Annotated in this window: 19 protein-coding genes, 3 pseudogenes and 1 riboswitch; of the genes and pseudogenes, 17 read left to right on the forward strand and 5 right to left on the reverse strand. The window is 47.8% G+C overall.

All coding sequences use genetic code 11. From position 1 onward, the window contains the following. Positions 1-14 precede the first annotated feature (14 nt). The 7 genes from ASQ50_RS13260 (at position 15) to ASQ50_RS13290 (ending at position 10,306) form a co-directional block, all read left to right on the forward strand. Positions 15-791, forward strand: a complete 777-nt coding sequence (locus ASQ50_RS13260; RefSeq protein WP_053114417.1) for an SDR family NAD(P)-dependent oxidoreductase — start codon at positions 15-17, stop codon at positions 789-791. 92 nt (positions 792-883) lie between these two features. Continuing rightward, positions 884-1,945, forward strand: a complete 1,062-nt coding sequence (locus ASQ50_RS13265) for an MBL fold metallo-hydrolase (protein WP_058091431.1) — start codon at positions 884-886, stop codon at positions 1,943-1,945. 80 nt (positions 1,946-2,025) lie between these two features. After that, entirely contained in the window at positions 2,026-3,588 is a 1,563-nt protein-coding gene (locus ASQ50_RS13270) for a class I adenylate-forming enzyme family protein (RefSeq protein WP_058091430.1), read from the forward strand. 82 nt (positions 3,589-3,670) lie between these two features. Further along, a complete protein-coding gene (locus tag ASQ50_RS13275) occupies positions 3,671-4,909 on the forward strand; it encodes a thiolase family protein (protein WP_058091429.1) in 1,239 nt (412 codons plus the stop codon). 371 nt (positions 4,910-5,280) lie between these two features. Beyond that, positions 5,281-6,192, forward strand: coding sequence for an IS630 family transposase (locus tag ASQ50_RS13280; RefSeq protein WP_197492691.1), 912 nt, complete (start codon positions 5,281-5,283; stop codon positions 6,190-6,192). A gap of 42 nt (positions 6,193-6,234) precedes the next feature. Next, positions 6,235-9,033, forward strand: a complete 2,799-nt coding sequence (locus ASQ50_RS13285) for a LuxR C-terminal-related transcriptional regulator (protein WP_082888491.1) — start codon at positions 6,235-6,237, stop codon at positions 9,031-9,033. Between the two features lie 139 nt (positions 9,034-9,172). Then, a complete protein-coding gene (locus ASQ50_RS13290; RefSeq protein ID WP_058091427.1) occupies positions 9,173-10,306 on the forward strand; it encodes a CaiB/BaiF CoA transferase family protein in 1,134 nt (377 codons plus the stop codon). Positions 10,307-10,376: 70 nt separating this feature from the next. Here the strand turns inward: ASQ50_RS13290 and ASQ50_RS21235 are convergent. Both ASQ50_RS21235 and ASQ50_RS21815 read right to left on the reverse strand, forming a co-directional pair. Beyond that, a pseudogene (locus ASQ50_RS21235) lies at positions 10,377-10,531 on the reverse strand (transposase domain-containing protein); the annotation flags it as partial. A 184-nt stretch (positions 10,532-10,715) separates the two neighbouring features. Then, positions 10,716-10,829, reverse strand: a pseudogene (locus ASQ50_RS21815) (transposase); the annotation flags it as partial. Positions 10,830-11,282: 453 nt separating this feature from the next. On the opposite strand from ASQ50_RS21815, the gene ASQ50_RS21460 reads away from it, so the two are divergent. From ASQ50_RS21460 to ASQ50_RS13335, 10 genes are all read left to right on the forward strand, one after another. Further along, entirely contained in the window at positions 11,283-11,552 is a 270-nt protein-coding gene (locus ASQ50_RS21460) for an ATP-binding protein (RefSeq protein ID WP_058091426.1), read from the forward strand. Positions 11,553-11,658: 106 nt separating this feature from the next. Beyond that, positions 11,659-12,465 carry an ABC transporter ATP-binding protein gene (locus tag ASQ50_RS13300; protein WP_058091441.1) on the forward strand — a complete coding sequence of 269 codons (807 nt, stop codon included), beginning with the start codon at positions 11,659-11,661 and terminating at the stop codon, positions 12,463-12,465. Further along, the gene (locus ASQ50_RS13305; RefSeq protein WP_058091425.1) at positions 12,462-13,184 is read left to right on the forward strand and encodes an ABC transporter ATP-binding protein; all 723 of its coding nucleotides are present in this window, start codon (positions 12,462-12,464) and stop codon (positions 13,182-13,184) included. The genes ASQ50_RS13300 and ASQ50_RS13305 overlap by 4 nt, the downstream gene beginning before the upstream one ends. 100 nt (positions 13,185-13,284) lie before the next feature. After that, on the forward strand, positions 13,285-14,502 hold the full coding sequence (locus tag ASQ50_RS13310) for an ABC transporter substrate-binding protein (protein WP_058091424.1): 1,218 nt from the start codon (positions 13,285-13,287) through the stop codon (positions 14,500-14,502). Between the two features lie 104 nt (positions 14,503-14,606). After that, positions 14,607-15,494: a branched-chain amino acid ABC transporter permease gene (locus ASQ50_RS13315; protein ID WP_058091423.1), complete on the forward strand. Its 888-nt coding sequence runs from the start codon at positions 14,607-14,609 to the stop codon at positions 15,492-15,494. A 2-nt stretch (positions 15,495-15,496) separates the two neighbouring features. Beyond that, positions 15,497-16,492 carry a branched-chain amino acid ABC transporter permease gene (locus tag ASQ50_RS13320; protein ID WP_058091422.1) on the forward strand — a complete coding sequence of 332 codons (996 nt, stop codon included), beginning with the start codon at positions 15,497-15,499 and terminating at the stop codon, positions 16,490-16,492. A 414-nt stretch (positions 16,493-16,906) separates the two neighbouring features. After that, positions 16,907-18,055, forward strand: a complete 1,149-nt coding sequence (locus ASQ50_RS13325) for a DcaP family trimeric outer membrane transporter (RefSeq protein WP_058091421.1) — start codon at positions 16,907-16,909, stop codon at positions 18,053-18,055. A gap of 537 nt (positions 18,056-18,592) precedes the next feature. Then, entirely contained in the window at positions 18,593-19,777 is a 1,185-nt protein-coding gene (locus tag ASQ50_RS13330) for a lipid-transfer protein (protein WP_058091420.1), read from the forward strand. A gap of 173 nt (positions 19,778-19,950) precedes the next feature. Further along, positions 19,951-20,586 (forward strand): hypothetical protein, encoded by a 636-nt coding sequence (locus tag ASQ50_RS20585; RefSeq protein WP_197492692.1) that lies wholly within the window; start codon positions 19,951-19,953, stop codon positions 20,584-20,586. A 746-nt stretch (positions 20,587-21,332) separates the two neighbouring features. Beyond that, positions 21,333-21,665, forward strand: coding sequence for a YnfA family protein (locus ASQ50_RS13335; protein ID WP_058091419.1), 333 nt, complete (start codon positions 21,333-21,335; stop codon positions 21,663-21,665). Between the two features lie 297 nt (positions 21,666-21,962). On the opposite strand, the gene ASQ50_RS13340 is transcribed toward ASQ50_RS13335, so the two are convergent. The 3 genes and pseudogenes from ASQ50_RS13340 to ASQ50_RS20840 form a co-directional block, all read right to left on the reverse strand. Next, the gene (locus ASQ50_RS13340; protein ID WP_058091418.1) at positions 21,963-22,520 is read right to left on the reverse strand and encodes a manganese efflux pump MntP family protein; all 558 of its coding nucleotides are present in this window, start codon (positions 22,518-22,520) and stop codon (positions 21,963-21,965) included. 8 nt (positions 22,521-22,528) lie between these two features. Beyond that, positions 22,529-22,697, reverse strand: a riboswitch (yybP-ykoY riboswitch). 928 nt (positions 22,698-23,625) lie between these two features. Next, positions 23,626-24,186, reverse strand: a complete 561-nt coding sequence (locus ASQ50_RS20835; protein WP_082888493.1) for an SH3 domain-containing protein — start codon at positions 24,184-24,186, stop codon at positions 23,626-23,628. A 157-nt stretch (positions 24,187-24,343) separates the two neighbouring features. Then, positions 24,344-25,914, reverse strand: a pseudogene (locus ASQ50_RS20840) (IS3 family transposase). Between the last annotated feature and the right edge of the window lie 27 nt (positions 25,915-25,941).

A 25,941-nucleotide genomic window follows, 5' to 3' on the forward strand; every position in this document is an offset into this window, starting at 1 on the left:
AACAGGAGTAGATCATGAATTTGGAAAATAAAGTAGTTGTGATTAGCGGAGGTGCATCGGGTCTAGGGCTAGCAACTGCGCGCTATCTTGTGAAAAAGAAAAAGGCAAAGGTCGCTTTACTAGATATGAACCGAGAAGCCGGACTGAGTGCTGTAGAAGAGCTCGGTGATGAAAACGCGATTTTTATAGCCACTGATGTCACCGAAGAGAACGATGTGGATGCCGCGATTAGCGCAACGATCCAAAAATTTGGCGCAATCCATGTGGACATAAATGCGGCGGGGATTGTAGCCCCAAAAAAGATTCTCGATAAAAATGGAATTGCGGGCTCGATCAATAATTTTAGAAATGTAATAAACGTCAATCTAGTGGGCCTATATACAGTAATGGCTAAGTGTGCAGAAAAGATGGCACTGAATGAACCGGATCAAAATGGTGAACGGGGCGTCATTATTAACGTTTCATCGGGCGCTGCTTGGGAGGGACAGCTTGGACAGTGCGCTTATGGCGCTTCCAAGTCCGGGGTTAACGGAATCAATATTCCAGCAGCACGTGAACTAGGTTCAATCGGTGTTCGAGTCAATTCAATTGCCCCAGGATTATTCGCAACTCCGATGGTAGATGCGCTGGATTCAAAGGTGAAAAATGCCTTGATCGAAATGTGCGAAGCACCCAAACGGATGGGTAATGTTGATGAGTTTGCTTCAGCCTGCGTATTTCTAGTTGAAAACGGATATATGAATGGTCGCTATATCCGTCTTGATGCTGCAACAGTTATGCAGGCGAAATAGCGGTAAAAGGATGTGTCCCTTTAGCCCTCCAAAATGGGGGGCTCTTTTTAAATTAATTAAATAAAATTTAACAGTTCGTTGAGGGATAAATTGTGCATACCACCAATAGAAGCGTTGCTCAGGGAAACATAATAAATATAGCTCCTCCTAAATTTGGAGAGCTGGTTTCTATCAGTGCTGGTCTGCTCTGGACAAGGCTTACAATTCCCTCAAAGCTTGACCATATAAATATCTATCTGATTAAAGATAAAGGCGGTTGGTTTGCCATTGATAGTGGCCCAAGTTCGGATGCTAATCGGGAAATTTGGGAAGAAATAGTACAAAAACTACCTGAGCCAAAAAAGCTCACTGGATTGTTGGTTACACACTGTCATCCTGACCATATTGGCCTCTCCGGCTGGATTCAGCAACATTTCCAAGTACCAGTCTATGCCTCCGAGAATGAAATTTCCAAAGCCAGGCGTGACGAGTTTAGCAGGTTATCCAGTGACCATGAAAAGGATGACTTTTTCTATAGAACTTTGGGGGTTTCGAATACAGAAATACCTGAGTTAAAGAAATACGCAAGAGTAATGGATAACCTTTATGGTCCTCTCCCAGAGAAAGTAAAAATAATTGAAAAAGGCGAATCTATAATTATAGGCGAAAATGATTGGGATATTTGGTCCGGATCTGGTCATTCCGTTGAGCATATATGTCTTAAAAACGACAAGCTAGGAATATTTATCTCTGGGGACCAAGTGCTTCCAGGCATAACGCCTCATGTAGGTACGAATATAATAAGCTTAAATGACAATCCTATAAAAAATTGGCTCGAAAGCTTAACCGATCTAAAGTCATGGGTTAACCCAGATTATTTAGTTTTACCAGCGCATGAAAGGATATTTTTCAATGCAATAGCTAGGGTTGACGTGATTTTAGAGCATCATCACAACCTGTTAAGAAAGTTAATTCGAAAGCTTGATCAATGGCTGACTACAGATGAATTGATATCTTTTGTAGGTTGGGGCGCGGTGAAAGGCTTCGGTCGCTGCCTCGCACTCGAGGAAACATTTGCACACTTAATTTTTCTGGTCAATTCGGGAGAAGTAAAGGTTCAGAAAAATGAGTCTTCTGACGCTATAGAGTTTCGCTCAACGTTAGTTGAAAAATAGTTATTTTGCTGTTTTCAATTAAACAAGGGCCTGAGACCATAGCTTATATAAAAATAAGTCCTAACAAGTGAGGAATTTTCATGAAAATTAATTTTAGTAATCACATGGAAAATTTGGCAAATCGATATGGTGAATGTGAAGCTATTGTAAATATTGAGCGTAATAGGCGATACACCTTCGCAGAGTTTCATGCACTGACTAATAGAATTGTAAACATGATGACGTCGTTAGGGCTAGGTGCTGGTGATAGGTTCGTTAATATTTTGGATAACGACAATCTTTCGTTACTTCACGCTCCTACTATTTTTAAAGGTTGTGTGACCGGAGCTTTTACAAACTTCAGAGATTCCTTGGAAGAACATACTTGGCAAGTTGAAGCGTCTGGTGCCAAGGTGGCGTTTATTGAAAATGAGCTCCTCGACTCTCATTACAAGATGTTACGAGGTAGAGATGTTACTGTGATTGTAATGGATGAGCCTAAAGAAAGTCTTGATGGTGTTTTCTATTTCTGGGATTTGGTTAACCAGGCTTCGGATCATAACCCAGATATAGTTGTTGATGACAGAGAACATTGCGCAATAATTCGCTTTACAGGAGGTACCACAGGTAAGGGTAAGCCGGCAATGTACAGCATTGATAACTGGCTTAGCTGCCGTGATACAGCATTTGCCTTGCAAGATAAGGAGGCATGGATCAGAAATCCCAGATGCATTCATATTGCACCAATAAGTCACGGGAGTGGTATGTTATTTTTGCCAACGTTGTATTCTGGTGGTTGCACCATTACACAAAATGAAGCGGACTTGAAACTATACTGCAAAAATATTGAAAAAGAAAAAGCGACGCTCACGTTTCTTGTTCCGACGATACTTTACCGTATGCTTGAGATCGATACAGATTTGAGTTCCCTGAAGTTTGTGATCTATGGCGCCGCGCCTATGAGTCCCGGAAAGCTTAAACAGTTGCAAGCAAAACTTGGGAATATTTTTGTTCAGTGTTATGGCTCTACCGAACATTTTGGTTTTGCATCGAACATGGGGACGAGTCAGCATTTGATTAATAAAGAAGAAGATGAGGTTAGGCTTAGTTCAGCTGGGCAGCCGACCCCTGGCGTTGAGTGCATAATCGTGAACGAAAAAGGTGAGAAGGTCCACAAGGGAGAAACCGGTGAGGTTTGGCTACGTTCCCGAAGTATCTGTCTCGGATATTTGAATGCTCCGGAGCAAACCGCCAATGAGTTTAAGGACGGATTTTGGAAGTCGGGCGACCTTGGTTATATGGATGATGAAGGGTTTATTTACTTGGTTGACCGAAAAAAAGATATGATTATTTCAGGTGGCTTTAACATTTATGCTAATGAAGTCGAAGCGGCACTTAATAGCCATCCTTCAGTTTTAATGTCGGCAGTTGTTGGTATCCCGCATGAAGAATGGGGCGAGGCGGTTCATGCTGAGGTTACTTTACGCGAAGGTTTTGATGTAGGTGAAGATGAATTAGTTGCGCATGTTAAAGGTCTGATTGGTGGGTACAAAGCACCAAAATCTCTAATGATTGTCGACCAGCTTCCTACTAGTGTGGTTGGTAAGGTCTTACGTAGGAAAGTGCGTGAAAAATACTGGAAAGGTGAACGGAAAATTTCGTAATAGCAAGGTAAAAAAGTCATAAATCATAGTGACAATAAATGTCAAATTTGTGATTTAAAAGTTCTAATCTCGGAGAAATATAATGGAAGATATTTTTGTCGCCGGCGTTGGTATGACAAAATTTGGTCGTCATTTTGATCATAGTTATAAGGAACTGGCGAGAGAGGCTATCGAGCAGGCGCTTACTGATGCTGGAGCTAGCAAGGCTGATGTAAAGCAAGCATTTTTCGCCTCTTGCGTTATCGGTTTAATGCATGATCAACATATGATTCCTGGTCACGTTGCTTTGCGGTCGATGGGATTTGAGGGCATTCCTATCTTTAACCTTGAGGGGGCTTGCGCATCTGCTAGCACAGCCCTTCATTTGGCCGAGAACGCTATTAGGAGCGGGTCTTGTGACATCGCAATTGCTGTGGGCGTAGAGAAAATGAACAGCCCTGATAAGGCAAAAATGTTTTCGGCGTTTGACTCTGCTTGGGATGTTGAAACCGTGAGTGATAACCGGGACATCCTCTTAAAGATGGGGGAGGGAGTCGAATGCCCGGAGGGCTCTCAGTCCCCTAGACCATATTCCATGTTTATGGATGTGTATGCAGCGTTCTCCCGTTTCCATATGAAAACATTCGGAACGACCCAAAGACAAATCGCTGCCGTATCCGCAAAAAACCATCGACACTCTGTTCATAATCCTCTCTCGCAGTATCAGGTTGCGTATACTATCGAGGAGGTTTTGGCTGCGCCGCCTATAACCTACCCACTTACATTGCCGATGTGCGCTCCGATTTCGGATGGCGCGGCGGCTGCGGTTTTGTGTAGCGCCGAGGGGCTAAAGAGGCTTAAGGGGGAAAGCTCAAGAGCCATTAGGCTGCTTGCCAGTATTGTGCGATCTAGCTCAGATAGAAGTTTCGATGATTTTGAAAATCACCTAACTGCTTTAGCTGCTAAAGATGCTTATGAAAAGGCTGGCGTTGCTCCAAGCGATGTTGACGTTGCCGAGGTTCACGATGCGACTGCGATGGGGGAAATAATACAGGCCGAGAATCTCCAGCTAGCGCCATACGGTGGGGCTGGGTGGGCTGCTGAAGCTGGCGAGTTCACTGTAGGAGGCCGAATTCCCATCAATCCATCGGGCGGTCTGGAATCCAAAGGGCACCCGATTGGCGCAACCGGAATCGGGCAAGTTTATGAGCTAGTGACGCAATTGAGAGGCGAGGCTGGAAAAAGGCAAGTCGAAGATGCTCAAATCGCCATTCAAGAAAATGGCGGCGGCATTTACGGAGTTGAGGAAGCTACAGCTGTAGTAAATATTTTTTCTAAATAGTACAAACTTAGCATGGGCCATGTCGGGGCGCATATAAAATGTCCCGCCATGGCAACTCAAGCTTGTCAACCTGTTGGCTCAATGGATCAATTGGATTATTTGAGCCTGAAGCTTTTGTGTTGTCGTTCCCCAACTCTACAGGATGATTTAGTGCGCCGTCTGATTAATATGAGCTAGGATAGAAATTTTTCTGTCAGTAAGAGAGGTATTCGATTGTGCCCATGCCGATAGCTCCATTCAATCTGACCCTATACGGTCAATTGAAACTCAATGGCGGGTGTCGAGCCAGCACTTTGATCAAACGCCTAGTTCATCGTGTCAGTCTTCATTTCTTAGGGAATGCATGCGAGACGGTCCCAAGGATATCAAGCTTGCTTCAGGTTAACACTCAGATGGTATTCAAGTGGCGCAAGCGCTACAGTGTGCATGATTTTAAAGGGTTTTATGATTCCCCGCGCCTGAGCCAGCACCGAAAACTGAACCGTGGAGACGTCAAAATTTATGAGCACACGGTTCACCAGGTTCCGATACAAGCCTTGCACTGGAGTATCAGCCTCACGCGAACATGCCGGGGGGGCGTGTTGGCAAGTGCATCAGCTGAAGAATGCGTTAAATTTGAAGCCGCAACGGCTCATTACGTTAAAATCACGAATAATCCGTATTTTCTCGAGAACGTTTGTGGCATTGTCGGCCTCTATCTGAATCTGCCGGACAATGCGCTGGTCCTCTCTGTTGATGAAAAGACCCAAATTCAGACGTTCGATCGAACACACCCAAATCTACAGCTCAAGCCAGGCCAAGTTGAGCGTCATACTTACGATTACGAGCAACATAGCACGACAAGCCTTTACGCGGACCTCAACATTTTGACGGACGAAGTGATTGGCCGTGTCACCCAGCGTCATCACGCCTTGGAATTTTTAGATGTTTTAAGACAGATCGATTGGGAAGCCCCGCAGGATCTGCAGCTATATGTCATCCTAGATAGCAACTCTTCTCACAACACCTCGGAGGTCAAAGCCTGGCTCGCCAAGAATCCTCGGTTCAAGGTGCATTTCACCCCAACCAGCGCGTCGTGGTTGAATGAGGTTGATAAGTGGTTTGGTCAACTGGATCGGCGCGAACTTTATCGAGGAAATTTAACCAGCGTTGGTGAATCGAAGCCAGGGATTAAGAAGTGTATCAAGGTTCACAACGAAAAACTGGCCAATCCCTTCCGGTGGAATAAAAGTACTGCACACGATTGTATCATTGGCATGGGCAAGTTTGCGCTTAATCGATAATAAGCGTGTAAATTTAATAGGCGCTATATTTGGTGGGCTGGAATGAGGCAAAAACAAGATCTAAGAGGCATGCGACATCATCTGAGTTCGAATTGGCGCCTGCCGTTGATTCCGACCAAACTTTCGCCGCCAAGGAGGTCTCAGCCTCTCTTTTCCCGAAAACGGCTGGAGAGTCTTGCCCCGGCAATCATGAAGCATGCTTTGACACTAGTCCAGGCGCCTGCAGGGTATGGAAAGACTACACTCGTTGGCCAATGGGCGGACAAGTATCGAGGTGAAGATAAGCTTGTAGCTTGGTTAAGTCTCTCAGAAGAAGACAACTCAGAAAGGCGATTCTTATCATATCTCATTGCCTCACTGTCAATAACGAAGTCGAATTTCTGCAATGAATCTATTTTAGCGATTAACTCTGAACTATCTTCATCGATTGAAGTTGTTGAATCGATTTTGCTCGCCGAGTTAGAGGCCTCTCGTGAGGAAATCCTACTTACATTTGACGACTACCACTGCATTACTAATCCTGAAATTCACTCGCTAATGTTGCGTCTGATAAAGAATCGACCCGAAAATCTCCATATTATCATTGCAACCAGATCCGAAATTCCCATACGTCTATCTAAGCTGAAGTTGGAAAACCAATTGTTAATCTTGGGTGTCTCTGATCTTCGAATGGATTTTAGTGAGCTTGAGATTTTTCTAAACGAAGTTGTTGAGTTGGATCTACCTAAGAACGTCGCGAGATTGCTTTACGAAGTTAGCGAGGGATGGGTTGCCGGCGTGCAAATGGCGGCTTTGTCACCAAGGCTTCGCAAAGAACCAAAACAATTCCTTAATGAATTTGCAAGCGGATCGAAGGATCTTAAAAACTACCTCCATGAGGTATTAGTGGAACTATTACCTTCAGATTGTGAGGAAGCCCTTGTACGCTGCTCAATTTTAGAGCGCTTCAACGTATCGCTATGTCAGGTGGTTGGTGGGGTAAGCGATGGGAATGCCTTTTTAGAGAAATTGTCTCGGTTGAATTTGTTTATATTTTCGCTTGATGACAATAATGAGTGGTTCCGGCTTCATCGGTTATTTTCTGATTTTCTTCGAGAACGTTTGGGTCAGTTAGGTAAAAAGGAGGTGTTAGCCCTTCATCGTCTTGCTTGCAACTGGTTCGTCGCTCATGAGTTGTGGTCTGAAGCAGTGAGTCACGCTTTAGCCATTGGTAATTCAGATCTTGCTAAAACGTTCATCGAACGCTGTGCATCGGAAATGCTAGAAAAAAGCCGAACGGCCACACTGGTCAATTGGGGAAAGCAAATACCAGAGCATGAGTTGAGCAAGAATATTGACATACGCTTGGCAATCGTCCGGGCTCAGATGCTAATGATGGAGCTTCCTCCCATTCATGGCTTGCTTCATGAGTTAGAGTCTGATTTGCAGAAAAGTGATGATGTTGATTTGATGGAAAGAAGAGAGGATTTGCAAAAACAAATACAGACAACGTCATCGCTACTTGCACTACTTGAGGACCGATTGGAAGACGCTAGGCGCTCTGCGGAGCCATTGATGGAAGCGCCTAGCGAGCTCAATAGATTTGAGTACGAAGTGGTCTTCAATGTCCTAGGCTATATTTATCTCCATCAAATGCGCTTTGATGAGATAGTTGAGGTACAGCGGCAAGCAGCTCGATTGACCAATAAGCTTCACTTCGGTGAGGGATACCGAAAAAGTTTTGAAGGCTTGGCCTGGTTCTGGCGTGGACGCTTAGATAGAGCTGAAGCATTGCTAGGAGAGTCTTTAGCGATTTCTGAGAAAATCGCCGGTCGGCGTTCGATGGCTTCTGTGACAGCCATCGCGAGCTTGGCCGAGCTTTGCTATGAGCGTAACAAAATAGAGGAGGCGGAGGAATTATTGGCATCTGCAATGACGGGCTCTTTGGACGCCTGCCTATTGATAACAGCACAAACCATTTATTCGCTTCTTGCTCGAATAAGTAAGCTGCGCGGAGAAAAAGCAGAATCTTGGATATTACTGGATAAGCTCGAAAAGGTTGCCATGAAACGAGGGTGGGTCCGACTGGAGGGCCACTGCTATGCAGAGCGTATTCAGTCTGATATATGGGAGGGTGATGGAATATCAGCAACTAGAGAGCTAGGGCGTTTTGAACAGTATCTTGAGACCGTGAATCCGGATGTTATTGCTAAAGAACTCCTACATGATGATTGGCTAATATCGAAGGCACGAATTGAACTCCTTAATCAACCATCCAAGGGTTTTATAAAGGAGTTGCATGAGCGTATTACTGTTCTAGACCGTCAGGGTGCGCTTTATCGTAGTGCTAAATTCAGAATGCTGGCTGCGCTTGGAGAGTGGAAAATTGGCCAAACCAAGGCGGCTAAGAAAAGCTTAATTCCAGCACTCGCACTAGGTCAAGCGCAAGGCATGTTTAGAACCTTTGCAGATGAACTTCAAGGTGGGCAGTGTCTTCTAAAAAATATTGCTTCAAGTTTAGACGCACACGAAATGCGGTTGATGCCTTATATTGAAGGCTTAGTAAACAATATGGAACCTGTACCAAAATTGTTAGGCAATTTTGAAAAAGACCTTGAATCTGACTCGTTACCATCTGACATTTCTGATCTCGAACTCTTGAGTGCATCAGAGGTTACTGAAAGGGAGCGTGAGATTCTGGAACTAATTGGGGATGGTCTATTTAATAAGGAAGTTGCGAACCTATTAGGAATATCCGAGGGTACTGTCAAATGGCACCTAAAAAACCTATACAGTAAATTGGGCGTTTCCAGCCGAACTCAAGCCTTAAAAAGGGCGCATAGTCTAAAACTGATAAATTAACCTTCCGTCCCTGTCCCGCCCTTTCGAGGGGGGGAAGGTTGTTTATTTTTGGTTAGTATTTTGGGTCGCGAGAGTAAAGTAATACTGCTGAATTAAATGCCATTTCGATCGAAAACATCTCGGAATATTAGGAGTTTTTATGGGGCCTCTTGAGGGAGTCAAAGTTGTAGAGTTTGCAGGGATTGGTCCAGCACCGATAGTGGGTATGCTGTTAGCTGACTTGGGAGCCCAAGTTGTGCTAATTGAACGCAAAGTGATGAATTCAAACGCTGCAACAGTTGATCCCACTTTGATGGGAAAGGCTGCATTTTTTAAACGAGGTAAGAAGTCAATCACACTAAACCTCAGCAAATGTAGTGATGTTGAGGCTGCTTTGAGTTTAGTTGCAAAGGCTGATGTGCTCGTGGAGGGTTTCCGCCCTGGCGTTATGGAGAGATTGGGGATTGGACCAGAGGTATGCCTCGAAAAAAATCCAAAACTAATCTACGGTCGGATGACTGGATGGGGACAGACGGGACCGCTGGCGCCTTCGGCCGGTCATGACCTGAACTTTTCTGCCATCACAGGAGCTCTTGTTTACGGCGGTTTGCCAGGGGATATTCCGTTCCCGACGCCAACTTTGCAGGGTGATGTGGGGGGAGGGAGCATGTCTTTGGCGCTCGGTATCCTATCTGCACTGTTTCATGTCAATAAAACTGGCCAAGGTCAAGTGATTGATGCGGCTATTTCTGATGGTGTAATTTATAACATGATGCTTCTGGCCAGTTTGAGGGAACAAGGAGTCATTAGTGATGGCGACCGTAATGACTTTTTCAGTGGTGCGGCTCCGTGGTGCAGCACTTATCGGTGTGCCGATGATCGCTTTGTTACCGTTCAAGCATTAGAGCCTAATTTTTACCAAAAGCTAATTTCTATTTGTGGTTTTAGCGATGATCCAGACTTTGTAGACCAATACGATAAGAGTTGCTGGCAGATAGCGAAGAAGAAGATGTCAGCGTTTTTTGGCTCCCGAACGCAGGCTGAATGTTGTTCGCTTTTGGAGGGAACAGACGCTTGTTTCGCTCCGATTTTGAATCTTTCTGAGACTGCAAATCATCCTCATAATCAGGCGCGTGAAAGCTTCATTCGTATCGACGGAGTGCTGCAGCCTGCACCCGCACCTAAGTTTAGTCTCACTAAGCAGGTGGTTGGTAGTATACCTGATTTGGGTGAGCACAATGACAATATTTTGGGACCGCTAGGTTTGTATAACAAATCCAATCTCTCTGATTGATATCAGAATCTTAGAGGCGAAAGGTCAGAGTGATTGGGTGTTCCAAAACATAACGGCAAGCGGCCGCTGATCACACCTGGTCAGGTATAGCCGACTTCCAGTTGTGGGGCAATAACTCTTCGATGGCGCTGTTCCTCTGCGTCGGCAGGCGGCTCAGTACATCCTCCAGATAAGGGTATACGCATCATGCCCGTTCAGCTCGGCTGACTGGATCAGGGTCATTACTGGAGGCCCCGCCAGGGGCTCGGTGGCCAGCCAGATCTCGTCGATTCGGATCATCCCAATAGATCCCGCAGCAAAGTTGCACATTGATGGGCCTGCTCCGCAGGCTACTCCACCATGACCGCACCGCCAGTGTGGGGAATTTCGATGTGGATGGTGCTATAGACCCTCAGCGCACCTCGCTTATCTAACGCTGGACCATATTAGCATTGAGGCCATTATCCAGAGAAATTCTGGAAACTGATGCATCGGGCTCCAGGCATTGGGCAACAATCTCAGCTTTGAATTCCCGGGAGAAGCGGCGACGGCGTTGATAGGGTTTGGTTACGCTTAATTGGTTATCCTGACGGCAGCAGCACCTGACTCAAGATGAGGTTACCGGACAGTTACATATAACGAGCATTCACCACGGATGAAGATGAGCGGTTTCCAGTTTTTTCCTTAATCGGTATTGGCGATACTGAGATCTGAACTTATGTCCCCAGAAGTATAGGCTTCTTTCATTTATTAGCTAGTGCCAAATGGACGTGTCGCTACCGCTTTTACCTATTTAAGCTTTGTTGAAGGATCACCATCGATTTAAATCGGCGGAGGATTATTCGTCCGTTCTCTAATTTGTTAGTTAGCGGCCATTTAAAGAAACCCACTACTAGCCATTAATTTTGATCCACCTCGGAGTGGCTGTAGCCCCCAGGCCACAGAGCCAGCTACTTTCCTTGCTGGATTAGCAGTTCCTCGACGAACGGAAAACCTGGTGTTCATCAGCTCGTCGGGTGTGGGCAGGTCAACCCAGCAGGCCCGCTACAACCTGCTCCAGCTGATCGATAGCCTTTACGAATACCGGTCGATCATCCTGACCACCACCAAGAACCTCATCAGTTGGGGCGAGTTCTTCCACGACGACAACGTGGAGGTGCCGATCATCGACAGGACGATACACCACTCACACTTCTTGTGTTGGGAGGCGAAACTATCGACTGAGGCAGAAAGCTACAAGATTCACGATGAAGAGTGGGCAAAGTAGATGGCCATTGGAAAATCTTTACGCGGCCCCTTCTTTTGGGGGGGGTGTCATGTGATTTATGAAGATACTTTGGACAAAGTTCAAAAACAAAAATGGTAGGCAAGAAATGAGTAATCCATATGTATTGGAAACCCGAGGCCTCGTAAAGAAGTTTAGGGGATTTCAGGCCGTTGATCATGTCGATCTACAAATTCGGCAGGGCGATATTCATGCCTTAATTGGCCCTAACGGTGCTGGGAAAACAACAGTCTTCAACCTATTAACCAAGTTTCTTACTCCCACTGGGGGGAGCATTCTTTATAAGGGCGAAAATATCACTGCCCTAAATTCGGCCGCTATCGCACGCAAGGGTATTGTCCGATCCTTTCAAATCTCTGCTGTTTTCCCTTACATGACCGCACTCGAAAACGTCCGCGTGGCTCTGCAGGCGAGCGATGGTTATTCCTTTAATTTTTGGAGATCAGGCAGTTCTTTGCAGCATTTGAATAAACGTTGTATGGAACTGCTTGAGTCGGTCGGTCTTGCCGAGTTTGCCCATACCACTGCTATTGAGCTGTCTTATGGTCGTAAGCGTGGGCTTGAGTTGGCTACAACGCTTGCGATGGATCCCCAAGTGTTGTTGTTAGATGAGCCGACTCAAGGTATGGGCTCGGAAGATGTCGATCGTGTGGTGGATTTGGTGCGTGAAGCTGCCAAGGGTCGCACCGTGCTGATGGTGGAGCACAACCTCAGTGTCGTAAGCAAGCTTTGCGACCGAGTTACGGTACTAGCCCAAGGCGCCGTTCTGACTGAGGGGGATTACCTGGCCGTATCCGAGGACCGGCGAGTTCGTGAGGTTTATATGGGGCATGATGGTAGTGGCGAGCGGAGTGCGTCACCTCTCAAAGCCTCCAATTATGGGGCAGTCTCATGAGCCAGAGTCAGGGGACCAAATACGAGCAACTCCGAATTTCCGGTCTGAATGCCTTTTATGGTGAATCCCATATTCTCCATGGTGTCGATTTAGTGGTGCATCGTGGTGAGTTGGTCACTTTGCTAGGCCGAAATGGATCGGGTCGGAGTACAACACTTAAAGCGATCATGAATATGGTGGGGCGCCGCACCGGTTCGATCATGATTAATGGAGAAGAAACTACAAAGTGTGCTCCTCATAGTATAGCCCGACTGGGTGTGGGCTATTGTCCTGAACATCGAGGTATTTTTTCGTCCCTCAGCGTTCAGGAGAACCTGACTCTACCGCCGTTGGTTCATAGCGGTGGCATGAGTCTGGACGAAATTTACACCATGTTCCCTAACCTTTATGCGCGCCGATTCAGTCAGGGTACCAAGCTCTCCGGTGGAGAACAGCAGATGCTGGCCATGGCTCGTATATTGCGCACCGGCGCCAATATGCTCCTGCTTGACGAAATTACAGAGGGTCTGGCGCCTGTCATCGTGGAAACGTTGGGTGAGGTGTTGGTGGCCTTGAAGAAAAAGGGCCTGACAATCGTTCTAGCTGAGCAGAACTTTCACTTTGCAGCGTCCCTCGCAGATCGCCATTACGTTTTGGAGTACGGCCAGATTGTGGAAGAGATTAACTCACACGAGCTGAGTTCTAAAAGGACATTGCTGGATCATTATCTCTGTGTATAGCGAAAGCCAACAATAGGAAAAGAAGTTTGGAATATTGACGTGCAGTAACTCACTAGTTTTGAACCACAATACAATGAGCGACCTAGTTGGAGATATAAAAATGATAAATATGAAAAAGTCTTTCTTGGCGATGATTTTGTCCGCAGTGATCGTTAGCGATGCGCAAGCAGAAATTTCTGACGATATTGTGAAAATTGGCTATCTCGCTGATATGTCCGGTACCTACCGAGATTTGGTTGGGCCAAATGGCCTTGCTGCACTGGAGATGGCGGTGGATGATTTCGGCGGCAAGGTTGGCATGGCTGATATCCAAATCGTTAGCGCTGATGATCGTAATAGCCCCGACGTGGCTTCAAGCACAGTGCGCCGGTGGTTAGAGAATGAAGACGTGGATATGGTAGCGGGATTTGTAGCCTCTTCTGTATCTCTAGCGGCCATTGAAGTTATAAAAGAGAATAATAAGTTAGGCATCGTGTCGGGCTCAATCGCATCAAGTATCACGAATGAGCATTGCTCTCCGAACCATATTCATTATGTATACGATACATATCCGTTAGCTGTTGGAACTGCCCGTGCTGTCGTAGAGGAAGGAGGAGAGTCATGGTTCATTTTGACTGTCGACTATAGTGGAGGCCATGAACTTGAAGCGGCGGTTTCAAGTGTTGTCGAGGCGAGTGGAGGTGAAGTTATAAAGACCCTTCGCCATCCGTTTCCTACACCAGATTTTTCTTCATTCATCCTTCAAGCCCAGGCCTCAGGAGCAGATGTGGTCGCTCTAGCCAACACCGGAGCTGACGCGATTAACGCTATCAATACCGCTGGCGAATTTGGCTTGACTCAATCCGGCCAGAAACTCGCAGCATTGCTGCTCTTTCTTACAGAAGTGCACTCGCTTGGAGTTGAGACTGCTCAGGGGATCCAACTCACAACAGGTTGGTATTGGGATATGAATCCGGAAGCTCGCGCTTGGGCAGACCGATTCTTTGAAAAAACAGGTGTGCGTCCGACAATGGTCCATGCCGGTATCTACTCCAGCACAATACATTATCTTAATGCTGTCGAAGCTACGGGCTCCGACGACTCACAGATCGTTCGCACTCAGATGATTAATACCCCCATCAACGACATGTTCGCAACTAACGGAAGGATTCGTCAGGACGGTCGTATGGTCTATGATATGTATTTGGCTCAGGTTAAGACCCCGGAGGAATCCCAAGGGGAATGGGATCTATATAAGATTGTCCGCACAATCCCTGCCGAGGAAGCGTTCCGTCCCCTTTCAAATAGTGTTTGTCCTCTAGTCACCGACAACAGGTAATTTTTCGACATGGGCTCTTGAATATTGAGTTTGAAGAGCCCTTGCCGGTCGGTTCGAATAACTTTTGACTATACATTTTTATTAGCTGATTTGGAGTCCGTTGCATGTCAATGGTGTTCGGCGTTCCTCTTGCTGTGCTGTCCGGCCAGCTCGTGATCGGGATTATTAACGGTGCCTTTTACGCCCTGTTAAGCCTCGGCCTTGCGGTTATCTTCGGTCTGTTGAAAATCATCAACTTCGCCCATGGCGCAATGTATATGCTCGGTGCCCTGGTCACCGTGGTTCTGTTTGACCTGCTGAGCGTCAATTACTGGGTAGCTCTGTTTGTGGCCCCAGTCCTGGTTGGCGCTTTCGGCTTGTTGATTGAATACTTCCTGCTCCGGCGCATTGCTGGTCAGGATCACATCTACAGCCTGCTGCTCACCTTCGGGGCGGCCCTGATCATCCAGGGCGTCCTCACCAACATCTACGGAGTGTCCGGGTTGCGCTATTCCATGCCGGATATGTTCAAAGGGGGCATCAACTTGGGTTTCATGTTCCTGCCGTACTACCGGGCCTGGGTGATCGTGGTGGCCCTGCTGGTGTGTTTCGGCACCTGGTTCATCATCGAGAAAACCAAGCTGGGTTCCTACTTGAGGGCGGGCACAGAAGACTCGCAGCTGATGCAGGGCTTCGGCATTAACGTACCCTTGCTGGTGAGCCTGACCTACGGATTCGGCGTCATGCTGGCGGCATTCGCCGGTGTGCTGGCGGCACCCATTTATTCGATAACTCCGGTGATGGGGTCCAACATTCTCATCGTGGTCTTTGCGGTGGTGGTGATCGGGGGCATGGGCTCCATTGGCGGGGCCATTATCACGGGCATCCTGATGGGCGTGATCGAAGGCCTCACCAAAACCTTTTACCCGCCGGCGTCCTCGGCCGTTATCTTCCTGGTGATGGTGGTGGTGCTGATGATCCGACCCACTGGCCTGTTCGGTAAGGAGGCATAATCATGAACCAGCCTGTTAATCCTGCCGATATCCACAAAGCCATTGTCGAGCAGCAAAAGATCCAGGACCGCAAGAAATTGATGGTGAACGGCGTTCTGCTGCTGTTGCTGCTGGCCGCGCCCTTCGTGATGTACCCGGTCTTCCTGATGAAGATCCTGTGTTTTGCCTTGTTTGCGGTGGCCTTTAACCTGCTGTTCGGGTTTACCGGTTTGCTGTCCTTCGGCCATGCCGCCTTCCTGGCCACCGGAGGCTACACCACGGGCTACCTGCTCAGTAATTTCTCCGGCCTGACCACGGAGATGGGGATTATTGCCGGTACCGCCATGGCCACCCTGTTGGGGCTGGCCTTTGCGTTACTGTCGATCCGCCGGCAAGGCATATACTTTGCCATGGTGACCCTGGCGTTGGCACAGCTGGTGTTTTTCTTCTTTGTGCAGTCGGAATTCACCGGCGGCGAAGACGGCATGCACGGCATCCCCCGGGGCGAGCTGTTTGGTCTGATTAACCTCGAAGACAACCTCAACATGTACTACTTCGTGCTGGTGGTGTTTATCGCCTGTTACCTGCTGGTGCAGCGCATTGTCGGCAGTCCGTACGGGCAGATCCTGAAAGCCATCAAGCAGAACGAACCTCGGGCGGTCTCGCTGGGTTACAACGTGGATCGCTACAAGATCCTGGCCTTTGTGATCTCCGCCGCGCTGGCGGGTCTGGCCGGCTCCATGAAATCCGTGGTGTTCCAGCTGGCGTCACTGAACGATGCCCATTGGCATATGTCGGGCGAAGTTATTCTGATGACACTGGTTGGAGGTATGGGCACGCTGCTCGGACCGGTGGTGGGCGCCACCTTTGTGGTGAACATAGAGTATCTGTTGTCGCAGGGCCCGCTACGTGACTGGGTAGACCCCATCCTGGGTGGCACCTTTGTGCTAACCGTTCTGGCGTTCCGCAGCGGTATTGTGGGTGAAATCCAAAAATTCATAAAAAAGAACTTGGGGTGATTTAAACAGGATGTGGCTGGTTTTATTTTGGCGAATTGAGCTACTAGTCATTCTAAATAACGAAATTTATAGCTTACTGCAAAAATCCATAAAGACAGTATTTCTATAAGTAAAAGCTACGTGACTAAAAGACATTATCTCAGTTCTACTGATATTCTGAAGTTGAAATTAAATTCGTGGGTATTCGATTTATTCCGGCAGTGGGCATTAATTTTTGGTGCCCTGAAAAATTAGTGTACGGATCTAGATTTTCTAAATGTTAGACATATACGTTGAAACCGAATATATGCATCAAGCCGCCCCCCCCCCTTTGAGAGGGGAGCCCATCAGAGGGGTGCATTACGATTGCTTGAGCATCACAAATTAAGTTTGAGATGCAAGTAGGTTTCAATAATTTCAAAAAGGAAATAATTAATGCACTATAACAAAACCAATATCTATAAACTAAGCGCCCTTGCAGCAATTACTATGTTTTCTACATGTTCGGTATCTGCCTTTGAACTAGATGTGGCTGATATGAAGGCTAGCATTTATGGATATGCGAAGCTCGACATGATTTATGACGTTGACGGGTATATTGGACCTACTGTTACCCACCGTCTAATTTCCCTCGACAGTCAGGAGGGAGCGGAGGGGCATGCTAATCTTCACGCCTTTGAAAGTCGATTAGGGTTTAAGACTTCCACTCCCGTCGCCGGAAGCACGCTCAACACAACTATCGAGGGCGATTTTTACGGAGGTGGAGGCGGTCAGTTCCGACTGCGACATGCATATGGTGAATGGAATGGAGTTCTTGCAGGGCAAACATGGACGAATTTTGGAGGTTTCCTGGGTTTTACGCCGGTTGTTGATTTCACTGCTCAGTTTGGACAGGGGAACATTACACGCCAAGCACAGTTGCGATATACGAGCGGTGGATTATCCATAGCATTGGAGGACCCCGGAAACATCGGAAGCAATGTTGATATGACTAATAGCCCCAGTACTGATGATGAGTTAAAGAATGGATATCCCGATTTAACTCTTCGGTATGGAGATCGTTATGGCGCTATTAGTTATGGCGTCTCCACGGTTTTAAGAGAGATCGCATATTACAATTCGGCTAGTAATAGCGATGAAAGTATTCTGGGCTGGGGAGTAAATTTTGAGGCTGCTTCAAAGGTGACGGATAGATTTACCCTTAGGGGCGCATTTACTCATGGTGATGGGTTGGGGGGCTATCTTTACGGGTCACCTAGTGGTTCCGGATTTATTGACGCTAGCGGCTCTGTAGAGGGAATTAAGGGTGTTGGCGGCACTGTTGGAATGACGATTTCGGTTGGTACCGGAAACGTGAATGTTGCCTATGGAATTGCAACGGTGGACTTGGATGATGCAGTTGGCCAGGGTGCAATGTCTTCGCTAGCGACCGACAGAGCGGAAAGCATCTACCTAAATTATATTTGGTCACCTGCTAAGCGTATCAACTATGGCGTTGAGGCCGGTTATCACAGTCGTAGAACACAAAGTGGCGAGGAGGGTGATGCAGTTCGTCTACAAGGAATGGTGAAGTATGTTTTCTGACGTGCCGTATATGAAAATGTTTGGATAGAATAAAGTCTTATCCCGAATATAAAGAGGCATTTTGCCCTCGTTGGTATCTTGCCAACGGGGGATTTTACTTGGTGGAGTGTAGAGTTTAGCAAATCTATTAGAAAGTCAAAGTATTCATTTTAATATTTTAATAATATATTGTGCTAGTGTTTGTGATAATAATAAATAAGTAAAAGTGTAAATTCACGATAAGAATAAAATTCTCTCAATAACAATTAAGTTTGAAATTGGCAAGATCGAATATATTGACTTAATTAAATTTACCTTGCAAAACGTGCCCGCCCCCCCTTTTTGAGGGGGGATGATTTGGAAATAGGAAACTAATATCCGTTTGTGGCGTAAAGAATGGTTTGATATCGGTGCCTTTGGTGAGTCAGACGTCTTCGATAGAGTTAATACAATTTACCGGCTTTCGCATTGGTTGAGTGCGGAAAGTGTAGCTAGCTAATAACTAAGGGTCGGTATTTTTATAAGTTTGAAATATTTATTTTGATAGGAGGCTTTCAAATGGCGGCGTTCATCGCTGGTACAAGTCTTGTGCCGTTTGCGAAACCGGGCTTGTCTGAAATGTATGACAGAATGGGCTCCGATGCACTTTTTCTGGCATTAAACGACGCCGGACTCTCACTCAAGCATCTAGATCAGGCTTATGTTGGGTATGTCTACGGCGACAGCACTTCAGGGCAACGAGCCGTTTACCGTGTTGGAATGACCGGAATTCCCATTATCAATGTAAATAACAACTGTGCGAGTGGATCAACCGCCCTGTTTTTAGCGCGACAGGCTGTAGAAAGCGGTGTTGCCGACTGTGTCTTAGCTTTAGGCTTTGAACAGATGAAACCTGGCGCACTTGAGCAAGTCTTTAGCGATCGACCCTCTCCTTTAGAAAAATTTGAAATGATTGCTGATGAAGCCTTTTTCGATAAGCGTGATTTGCCGGTAACTTTAAAGTTGTTTGGCGGGGCAGGGAAGGCTCATATGGATCTTTACGGAACAAAGCTCGAAACGTTCGCTCGAATTCGCGCAAAAGCCAGTGATCATGCTTTCAACAATCCTCAGGCGCTTTTTCGAAAAAAAGTTTCTACAGAAGAAGTGCTTTATGCTCAATCAATTTGGCCAGGCGTAATGACGAAAATGATGGCATGTCCGCCAACCTGTGGAGCTTCAGCTGCTGTCGTGGTTTCGGAAAGATTTGCGTTGAAGCATGGGTTAGATGCAACTGTTCGAATCAGGTCGCAGGCGATGGTTTCCGATTTGCAAGATACCTTCGAAGGTCCAGACATGATTAAGTTGGTTGGAGCCGGCCTAACGGAGTTGGCGGCCGAAAAAGTATATGAGCAAGCTGGAGTGGCACCTGAAGATATTGACGTAATTGAGTTGCACGATTGCTTTGCTCAAAACGAACTTATCACCTATGAGGCTCTTGGTCTTTGTTCTCCAGGAGAGGGTGAGCGTTTAGTTGAAGATGGTGATAATACATACGGTGGAAAGTTCGTTACAAATCCTTCCGGTGGTCTTCTTTCAAAAGGACATCCTTTGGGCGCAACTGGGCTCGCTCAGTGTTTTGAGTTGACTCAACAATTGCGCGGGAACGCTGGAGCTCGTCAGGTCGACAATGCCCGATTTGGATTACAGCATAACTTAGGGCTTGGTAGCGCAGCTGTAGTTACATTATATGAACGAACGAGATAAGGCTTTCAGAAATCCTATAATATTTTTGGTAGAAGCTGAATTAACAAAACTAATAAAGGAGTTAAAGCAATGATTAACATAAAATACATACAAAAAAAATTAAGTCTGGGACTGCCAAAAAGTTGGCATTAAGGTTAGTACTGTTGGGTGGTTTTTGTAGCGGTGCAGCGCCCGTGTCATCTCAAGAGATTGAGCGTGTGCGGTGGCAAGTTCCTACTGGCGCACCCACTACAGTTCCCGGTCTTGATGCAATAGTTCATGCTTCAAAATGGCTCAGCGAAATTTCGAATGGCCACGTTACCTTGAGAACCTATGAGCCGGGTGAACTCATACCGGGATTTGAGGTAAGCAGTGCTGTTGAAAAAGGAACGTATCCAGCAGGGTTCACTTATACAGCATATGATCAGGGTTCTATGCCTGAAGCTTCACTTTTCTCATATATCCCTTTTTATTTGGGTCCAATAGACTATATCGCCTGGCATTATAGCGGCGGCGGTGAAGAACTGCTAGTTGATGCTTATAGTAAGAGAAATATACACCCAATTCTTTGTGGTGTTACCGGACCTCAATTGGGTGGGTGGTTTACATCACCTGTCAGTTCTATCGAGGATCTTAAGGACCTGAACTTCAGAATTGCAGGCTTTGGCGCAGATGTTCTTTCTGAACTTGGAGTAAATGTATCTTCAATTTCTGCAGCGGAGACTTATCAGGCGTTGGGAGTTTCAGCGAACCTGTCTGGGCTACATACTATGGTTGGATGCGAAGGGAGGGCGAAAATCATTGAAGTGAAATGCGGAGGACCAGTGTGAGGGATGCTGCGTTCAAAGGCTGCCCGACGGGTTAGGGATGTGCATCGAGGCGCTGCGGGGACACATTGGCTTGGTAAGGGAGCAGAGAGATACTGTGGCGGCCGATTGCCAGAGTGCTAGTACCCGGACGGATCGGTTGATACAGACCGGCAGCCAGGCCTATCCTCTATGCCGGCACGACAGAGATGTGCAGGCAGGAAGGCATACTATAGTCTGAACTGTTTGATGAAGCATGATGGGCAGTTGTTGTTCTCTTATACGGGCCAGGTTTACCAAGGGTGCTGTCATAAGGGCCAGATCATTGCATAAGCCTGACCTTCGCTGGTTCTTGGATTGCCTTAAGAATCGCTACTGGAACCTCGTTGCATAACCATCTATCAACTAACCTGTGGCTGTTGGCGAACGCTCCTACGCTGTCGCTCCGGCACGCCGCAAAGCCAAGGCGTTATTCCAAAATCTGAATGTCCGCTTTGCGACCATGAATGCCTTCTCCTTCGCGGAATACCGGCGACGACGCAATCCGGTTATAACTTCGACTTCCTCCACCTTGGACACGCTTTTGCACTAGGTCTATGCCTAGGCCTTTGCTTCTACCAAGGTGTCCGGTTTAAATGGGGGCTACTACAGTAATGGTGGTTGTCCTTCGGTACTATGGCGTGGGGCTTTAAATATCGTATGTTGTCGGACGCATCTACGCTGGCGCTGGCACGCCGCAAAGTCAGGGTACTGCCAAGAGGTCAATTTCATTGCCTGAGTTGAAAACGGTTGGTCTTTTTCTCGTCACCGCTTTGGCAGAGATCGTGGGTTGTTATTTGCCTTATCTCTGGCTTCGAGAAGGTAAAACCATCTGGCTCCTGGTGCCAGGTGCGTTGAGCCTCGCGGTATTTGCGTGGCTGCTTTCACTGCACCCCACCGCTGCTGGCAGGGTCTATGCTGCGTATGGCGGTGTGTATATTTTTATGGCAATTGTGTGGCTTTGGGTGGTCGATGGGATTCGACCAACAGTTTGGGATTTAGTTGGTTCAGCTGTTGCTTTGGTGGGAATGGCGATCATCATGTTTGCGCCTCGCGCCACATAACCAACTGTTGTAGTTCGTTCCGGGCCGTCGGTCCTACACCCGAACGCCCATTTCGCTGCGGTACATGGGCGCCACTATACTAGTGCTTATCGTCCTACCCGAATGTTCGCTTTGCAACCGTCCCCTATTCCATGCAAACCAAACAAAAGCGAATGTTGGCACTGCGACGCAGTGCTGACAGTATGACGAGCGTTGGACGCATTTCTTCTGGTGAATGCCGGAATCATCAACCCACTGCGTCGGGTCTGTGGTTGGATTTCAACGGAGACAATACTCCTATCACCCCCATGGGGGATATTACAGATGGCCAGATAAGATCCACACACCTACAGCGATTAACGTAACGCCGCCAAAAATTTCTGCTCGATGTCCTAATACAGCTCCGACAGCGCGCCCCAGCATGATGCCAAGGGTCACCATGAGAGTGGTTGCTAAGCCAATCAAAGCTGCGGCCACCCAGATGTTCACGTTGATGAGTGCCAAGCCTACACCAACTGCCAAGGCATCAATGCTTGTCCCGAAGGCTGTAAGGCAGGTGCGGAGCAATGACTGCTTTAATGGCTTTTCTACCTCATCTTCTTCCGGCTTAATGCCCTCAGAAATCATATGCAGGCCAAGAATCATCAGAAGGGAAAACGCAATCCAATGATCCCAGGCTTCCACATAACCTGAGGCAGACTTACCGATCAGCCAGCCGACCAACGGGGTTAAGGCTTCAATCGAACCGAAGATGAGTCCGATTTTGAAAGCTTCGGTTAACCGGGGATGCTTAAGGCTTGCACCTTTACCAATCGCCGCAGCAAAGGCATCGGTGGACATCGCAAAGGCAAGCAAGAGAAGGGCAAAAGGGCTCATCAAACGGGCTCCGGTCGGGCATATTGAGTCCACGATATAACCACACGCCCGACCTTGGGCATGGATATATCGATGGTCTCGCCAACCGAGAGGTGTTCGCACCATGGCATGTGGCCAAGTATGTTGATACGAACTCTTCCGAGCATCGGAAGCAGGCTACTCCCCAACAAAACGGTAATTTAGCAAGCTTCTATAGCCAATACAAACTTGCCTCTGATTAGCATTGATTCGGCAGTTCCTCTGGCATTGATTCATGATTGGTACTGCACTGGTTTAACTCAACGGTTACATGAACCAGAGATTTAGGCTGGGCTTGAATACGATTCCTGTACGCTGTGGGTGACTCAATACGGTGTGAAACCAAAGATACTATGCAGCGTGTATGTTTGAACCAATCGTCCACACATGCAGGTCAGAGACTTTTGCTTCGTCGTCTTCGACAGTTTGTTTTATAGCTTCCTCCAAGTCCTGAAGTTGCTCGTCGAGAAAGACTTTGGTACGCCATCGGCTAGCCATGCCATTGAGCCATATACGATTCCTGCGAGGATTTCCCAGACCATCATTGCCAGTGATTCAATCGTTCGTGATGCACAGAAAATTTCCTGAGAAAAAACGGATAGACGGTTTTGTCGCTATGAACGAATTCATATCCCCGGGGGGGGGGGGATAGGGAGCTGCTACGCCAGCCCGCTGGCAGCTGCACGTGAGGTGTCAGTTGCCTGACCGTCCGCCGGTTGAACTGGCGCCAGTACCTGATTCCATCCGCGACATGGTCTTTGGCAAGTACATTGTTCGCTATTCTGTACATGTGAGTGCCATCATCATTCTAAGGGTATGGCACGAGCTGGAAGGTGAACGATAGCATTTTAAGCAGCCGCTGTTGTCGGACAGTTTTCCACCGCTGCGCGGTTCCAAAACTGCCGCAAAGCTTCGCGTTATCGCACCATCTGAACGTTCGCTTTGCGACCGTCCCGCATCCCAGGCAATAACTTAAACAAAAGCAGATATTCGACGCAGCATACTAACTTCGGAAGGCCTAGTTGATTTACGGTTTGCGCAGCGCAAGGAGCAGGATGATCATTCAGCCCGCCCTGCATCTGGAAGGTCAGTGTCCTTGTATCTTGCTTCTATGGACGAAACCTTCTTTATCACCCATTCGAACTCGGATCCACTGGTCGGACTCTTCAATGACTTCCAAGAATTGACCAGAAGCATCAGCTAATTTCTCAGCTCCAAAAGACGGCTCGGCACGAAGGAAAACGTTGGCTTGGTCTGCTTGGACGTTTTGAGACATGGAGGCGTAAACACTGCCTTCATTCTCAGGGACCCAACCCTTTCCACGCATACAGTCGTTGTAAATTCCTTGCCGCCTTATCGCCTTAACTGCGTTTCCCATAGCTTGCCCGGTGTTGTTTTGATATGTCGTCGTTGTGCCCGAGTAGTATCCTGTGTTGCCGCTATTGTCGGTAACGGAGCCTGAATGGTAGGAAGTTGACGAACCGTTGCTGGAGTAGTCAATTGGGGTTGCACCAGTTGATAGAGCTTCACAGTAGGAACTTGATCGGTAAAAGTCACTTGATGAAGCACCCGGTTTTGTCCAGGTATAGGTTTGAGCGCAACCAGCTAGCAAAGCACTTATCAAAAAAGTAAAAACCAATCTGTCCATAGAAAGAATCCTTCGTGGGAACTCGGGGCGTGAGAATTCCGAATGCCTTTGAACTCTAATCCGAACTTCCGCTTTATGACCAGCGAGTCCGTTAATATATAGTTTTTACTACCACCACCGTCGGCGATTTTCAACCCAGTTGTCCAAATAACCGCGTTTAAGCGGCCAATTTATTGCGCTCAATTTCCTGCAACTTGCCAGGGTTAAGCGATACCGGTCCGGTCACTTCCCAGTTCCGGGTGGGGCCAGACCAGCGCCGTGGATTCCGGCGCTTTGCTCTTTCATAAACCATTTTTCGATGCGCCAGGCGTTCGTGATCAGTGCCACGGTGGCGATCCTCCGGTGTCACGAACCGAATACCGCTGTGCAGGTGCTGTTCGTTATAGGCATCCTCGAACGCCAGCATCTAGTCACGCACGGCCGTGAGCGATTTAAAGCCCTTTGAAGGCCATTCCGGACAGTATTTGACCGTCCGGAACAGCGACTCCGAGTAAGGATTATCGTTGCTGACTCTCGGCCTGCTGTGGGACATCAACATGCCCAGATCTGCCAGTCGAGCCTTGAGTGTATAGGACGTCATCGGTGCGCCGTTATCAGAGTGCAGGACCGGTGGGTTAAGCCAACAGCCTTCCCGCAATAGGGCACGCTCAACCAGTCTTCGGGCGAGATCACCGGATTCCGCTTCATGGACTTCCCAGGCAACGATTTTGCGGCTGTAGATGTCCATGATCAGGTACAGGTACCAATGCTGGCCACGTACCGCTGACGGGCAATAACTGATGTCCCAACTCCACACCTGATTCGGGCCTGTCGCGGTGAAGCTGGTCGGCTCCGGCACCTTGCGGGGCGGCTTCATGCGACCCCGATAATTCTGTTGCTGGTGCTTCTTCAGCACTCGATAAAACGACGACTCAGAAGCCAGATAGACGCCTTTGTCGGCCAGTGACGGCACGATCTGCGACGGTGGCGAACTCCGGTACTGAGGTTGATTGCATGCACTCAGAATGGCCAACTCCTCGGCCTGGGTGAGTTTATGGGGCTGTTCAACCCGTTCCGCATCAGGGCGGCGATCTTCAGTCACCCGACCGTCGGAACTGCGCCAGCGCTTCAATGTGCGCTCGCTGATATCCACCAGCTCTGCGACCTTATATCGGGCTGCACCACCGGCAACGGCTTCATCAAAAAGCTCCAGGAGCCTTGCACGTTCGTCCAGCGGCGTCAGTCGTCCTCGCTGCTGTCCGGGTCTTCGCCGTACAAGGCTTCGAGCTTTTTTGATAGCACCAGAAGCGAGGTGGTCTCAGCCAGAGCTTTGTCTTTGCGGCGAACTTCCGCTTTCAGCTTTTTGATGGTTTTCCGGGACTCTCGCTTCTGTTTCTGAGCCGCTTTATCCTGGTCTTGCTGCATGCCAGCGCCCTGAAGGCAGGCTTCTTTCCAGCGTTGCACCTGCTCCGGATACAGGCCTTTCTCGCGGCAATAGGCGCTGAGTTCGGCTTCAGACATCGAGGCCGTTTCCACTACAACGGCCAGCTTGGCTTCGGGGGACCAGTCTTCCCCGGTATTACGATTACCTGGCACGGGCATTCCTTGTTGTCGACACTGTTTTAACCAACTATACAGAGTCACATCGGATATGCCTTCCTCCGCCGCCACCGACACAACACTTCGATTCTGCGGAGGTAATAGCTTCTTCAACACTGCGGCTTTTCGTTCTTCGGAATAGCGTGGCATGAATGCTCCCATGCCGCCCCTAGATTA

This window comes from Marinobacter sp. LQ44 (genome assembly GCF_001447155.2).
Lineage (GTDB): Bacteria > Pseudomonadota > Gammaproteobacteria > Pseudomonadales > Oleiphilaceae > Marinobacter.

Excerpts from the sequence above, each read along its gene's own strand:
- ASQ50_RS13320 (WP_058091422.1), top strand. The coding sequence starts at position 15,497 with ATGAACCAGCCTGTTAATCCTGCCGATATCCACAAAGCCATTGTCGAG.
- ASQ50_RS13285 (WP_082888491.1), top strand. The coding sequence starts at position 6,235 with ATGAGGCAAAAACAAGATCTAAGAGGCATGCGACATCATCTGAGTTCG.
- ASQ50_RS13260 (WP_053114417.1), top strand. The coding sequence starts at position 15 with ATGAATTTGGAAAATAAAGTAGTTGTGATTAGCGGAGGTGCATCGGGT.
- ASQ50_RS13310 (WP_058091424.1), top strand. The coding sequence starts at position 13,285 with ATGATAAATATGAAAAAGTCTTTCTTGGCGATGATTTTGTCCGCAGTG.
- ASQ50_RS13275 (WP_058091429.1), top strand. The coding sequence starts at position 3,671 with ATGGAAGATATTTTTGTCGCCGGCGTTGGTATGACAAAATTTGGTCGT.
- ASQ50_RS13315 (WP_058091423.1), top strand. The coding sequence starts at position 14,607 with ATGTCAATGGTGTTCGGCGTTCCTCTTGCTGTGCTGTCCGGCCAGCTC.
- ASQ50_RS13300 (WP_058091441.1), top strand. The coding sequence starts at position 11,659 with ATGAGTAATCCATATGTATTGGAAACCCGAGGCCTCGTAAAGAAGTTT.
- ASQ50_RS13340 (WP_058091418.1), bottom strand. The coding sequence starts at position 22,520 with ATGAGCCCTTTTGCCCTTCTCTTGCTTGCCTTTGCGATGTCCACCGAT.
- ASQ50_RS13330 (WP_058091420.1), top strand. The coding sequence starts at position 18,593 with ATGGCGGCGTTCATCGCTGGTACAAGTCTTGTGCCGTTTGCGAAACCG.
- ASQ50_RS20835 (WP_082888493.1), bottom strand. The coding sequence starts at position 24,186 with ATGGACAGATTGGTTTTTACTTTTTTGATAAGTGCTTTGCTAGCTGGT.
- ASQ50_RS13325 (WP_058091421.1), top strand. The coding sequence starts at position 16,907 with ATGCACTATAACAAAACCAATATCTATAAACTAAGCGCCCTTGCAGCA.
- ASQ50_RS13270 (WP_058091430.1), top strand. The coding sequence starts at position 2,026 with ATGAAAATTAATTTTAGTAATCACATGGAAAATTTGGCAAATCGATAT.
- ASQ50_RS13305 (WP_058091425.1), top strand. The coding sequence starts at position 12,462 with ATGAGCCAGAGTCAGGGGACCAAATACGAGCAACTCCGAATTTCCGGT.
- ASQ50_RS13290 (WP_058091427.1), top strand. The coding sequence starts at position 9,173 with ATGGGGCCTCTTGAGGGAGTCAAAGTTGTAGAGTTTGCAGGGATTGGT.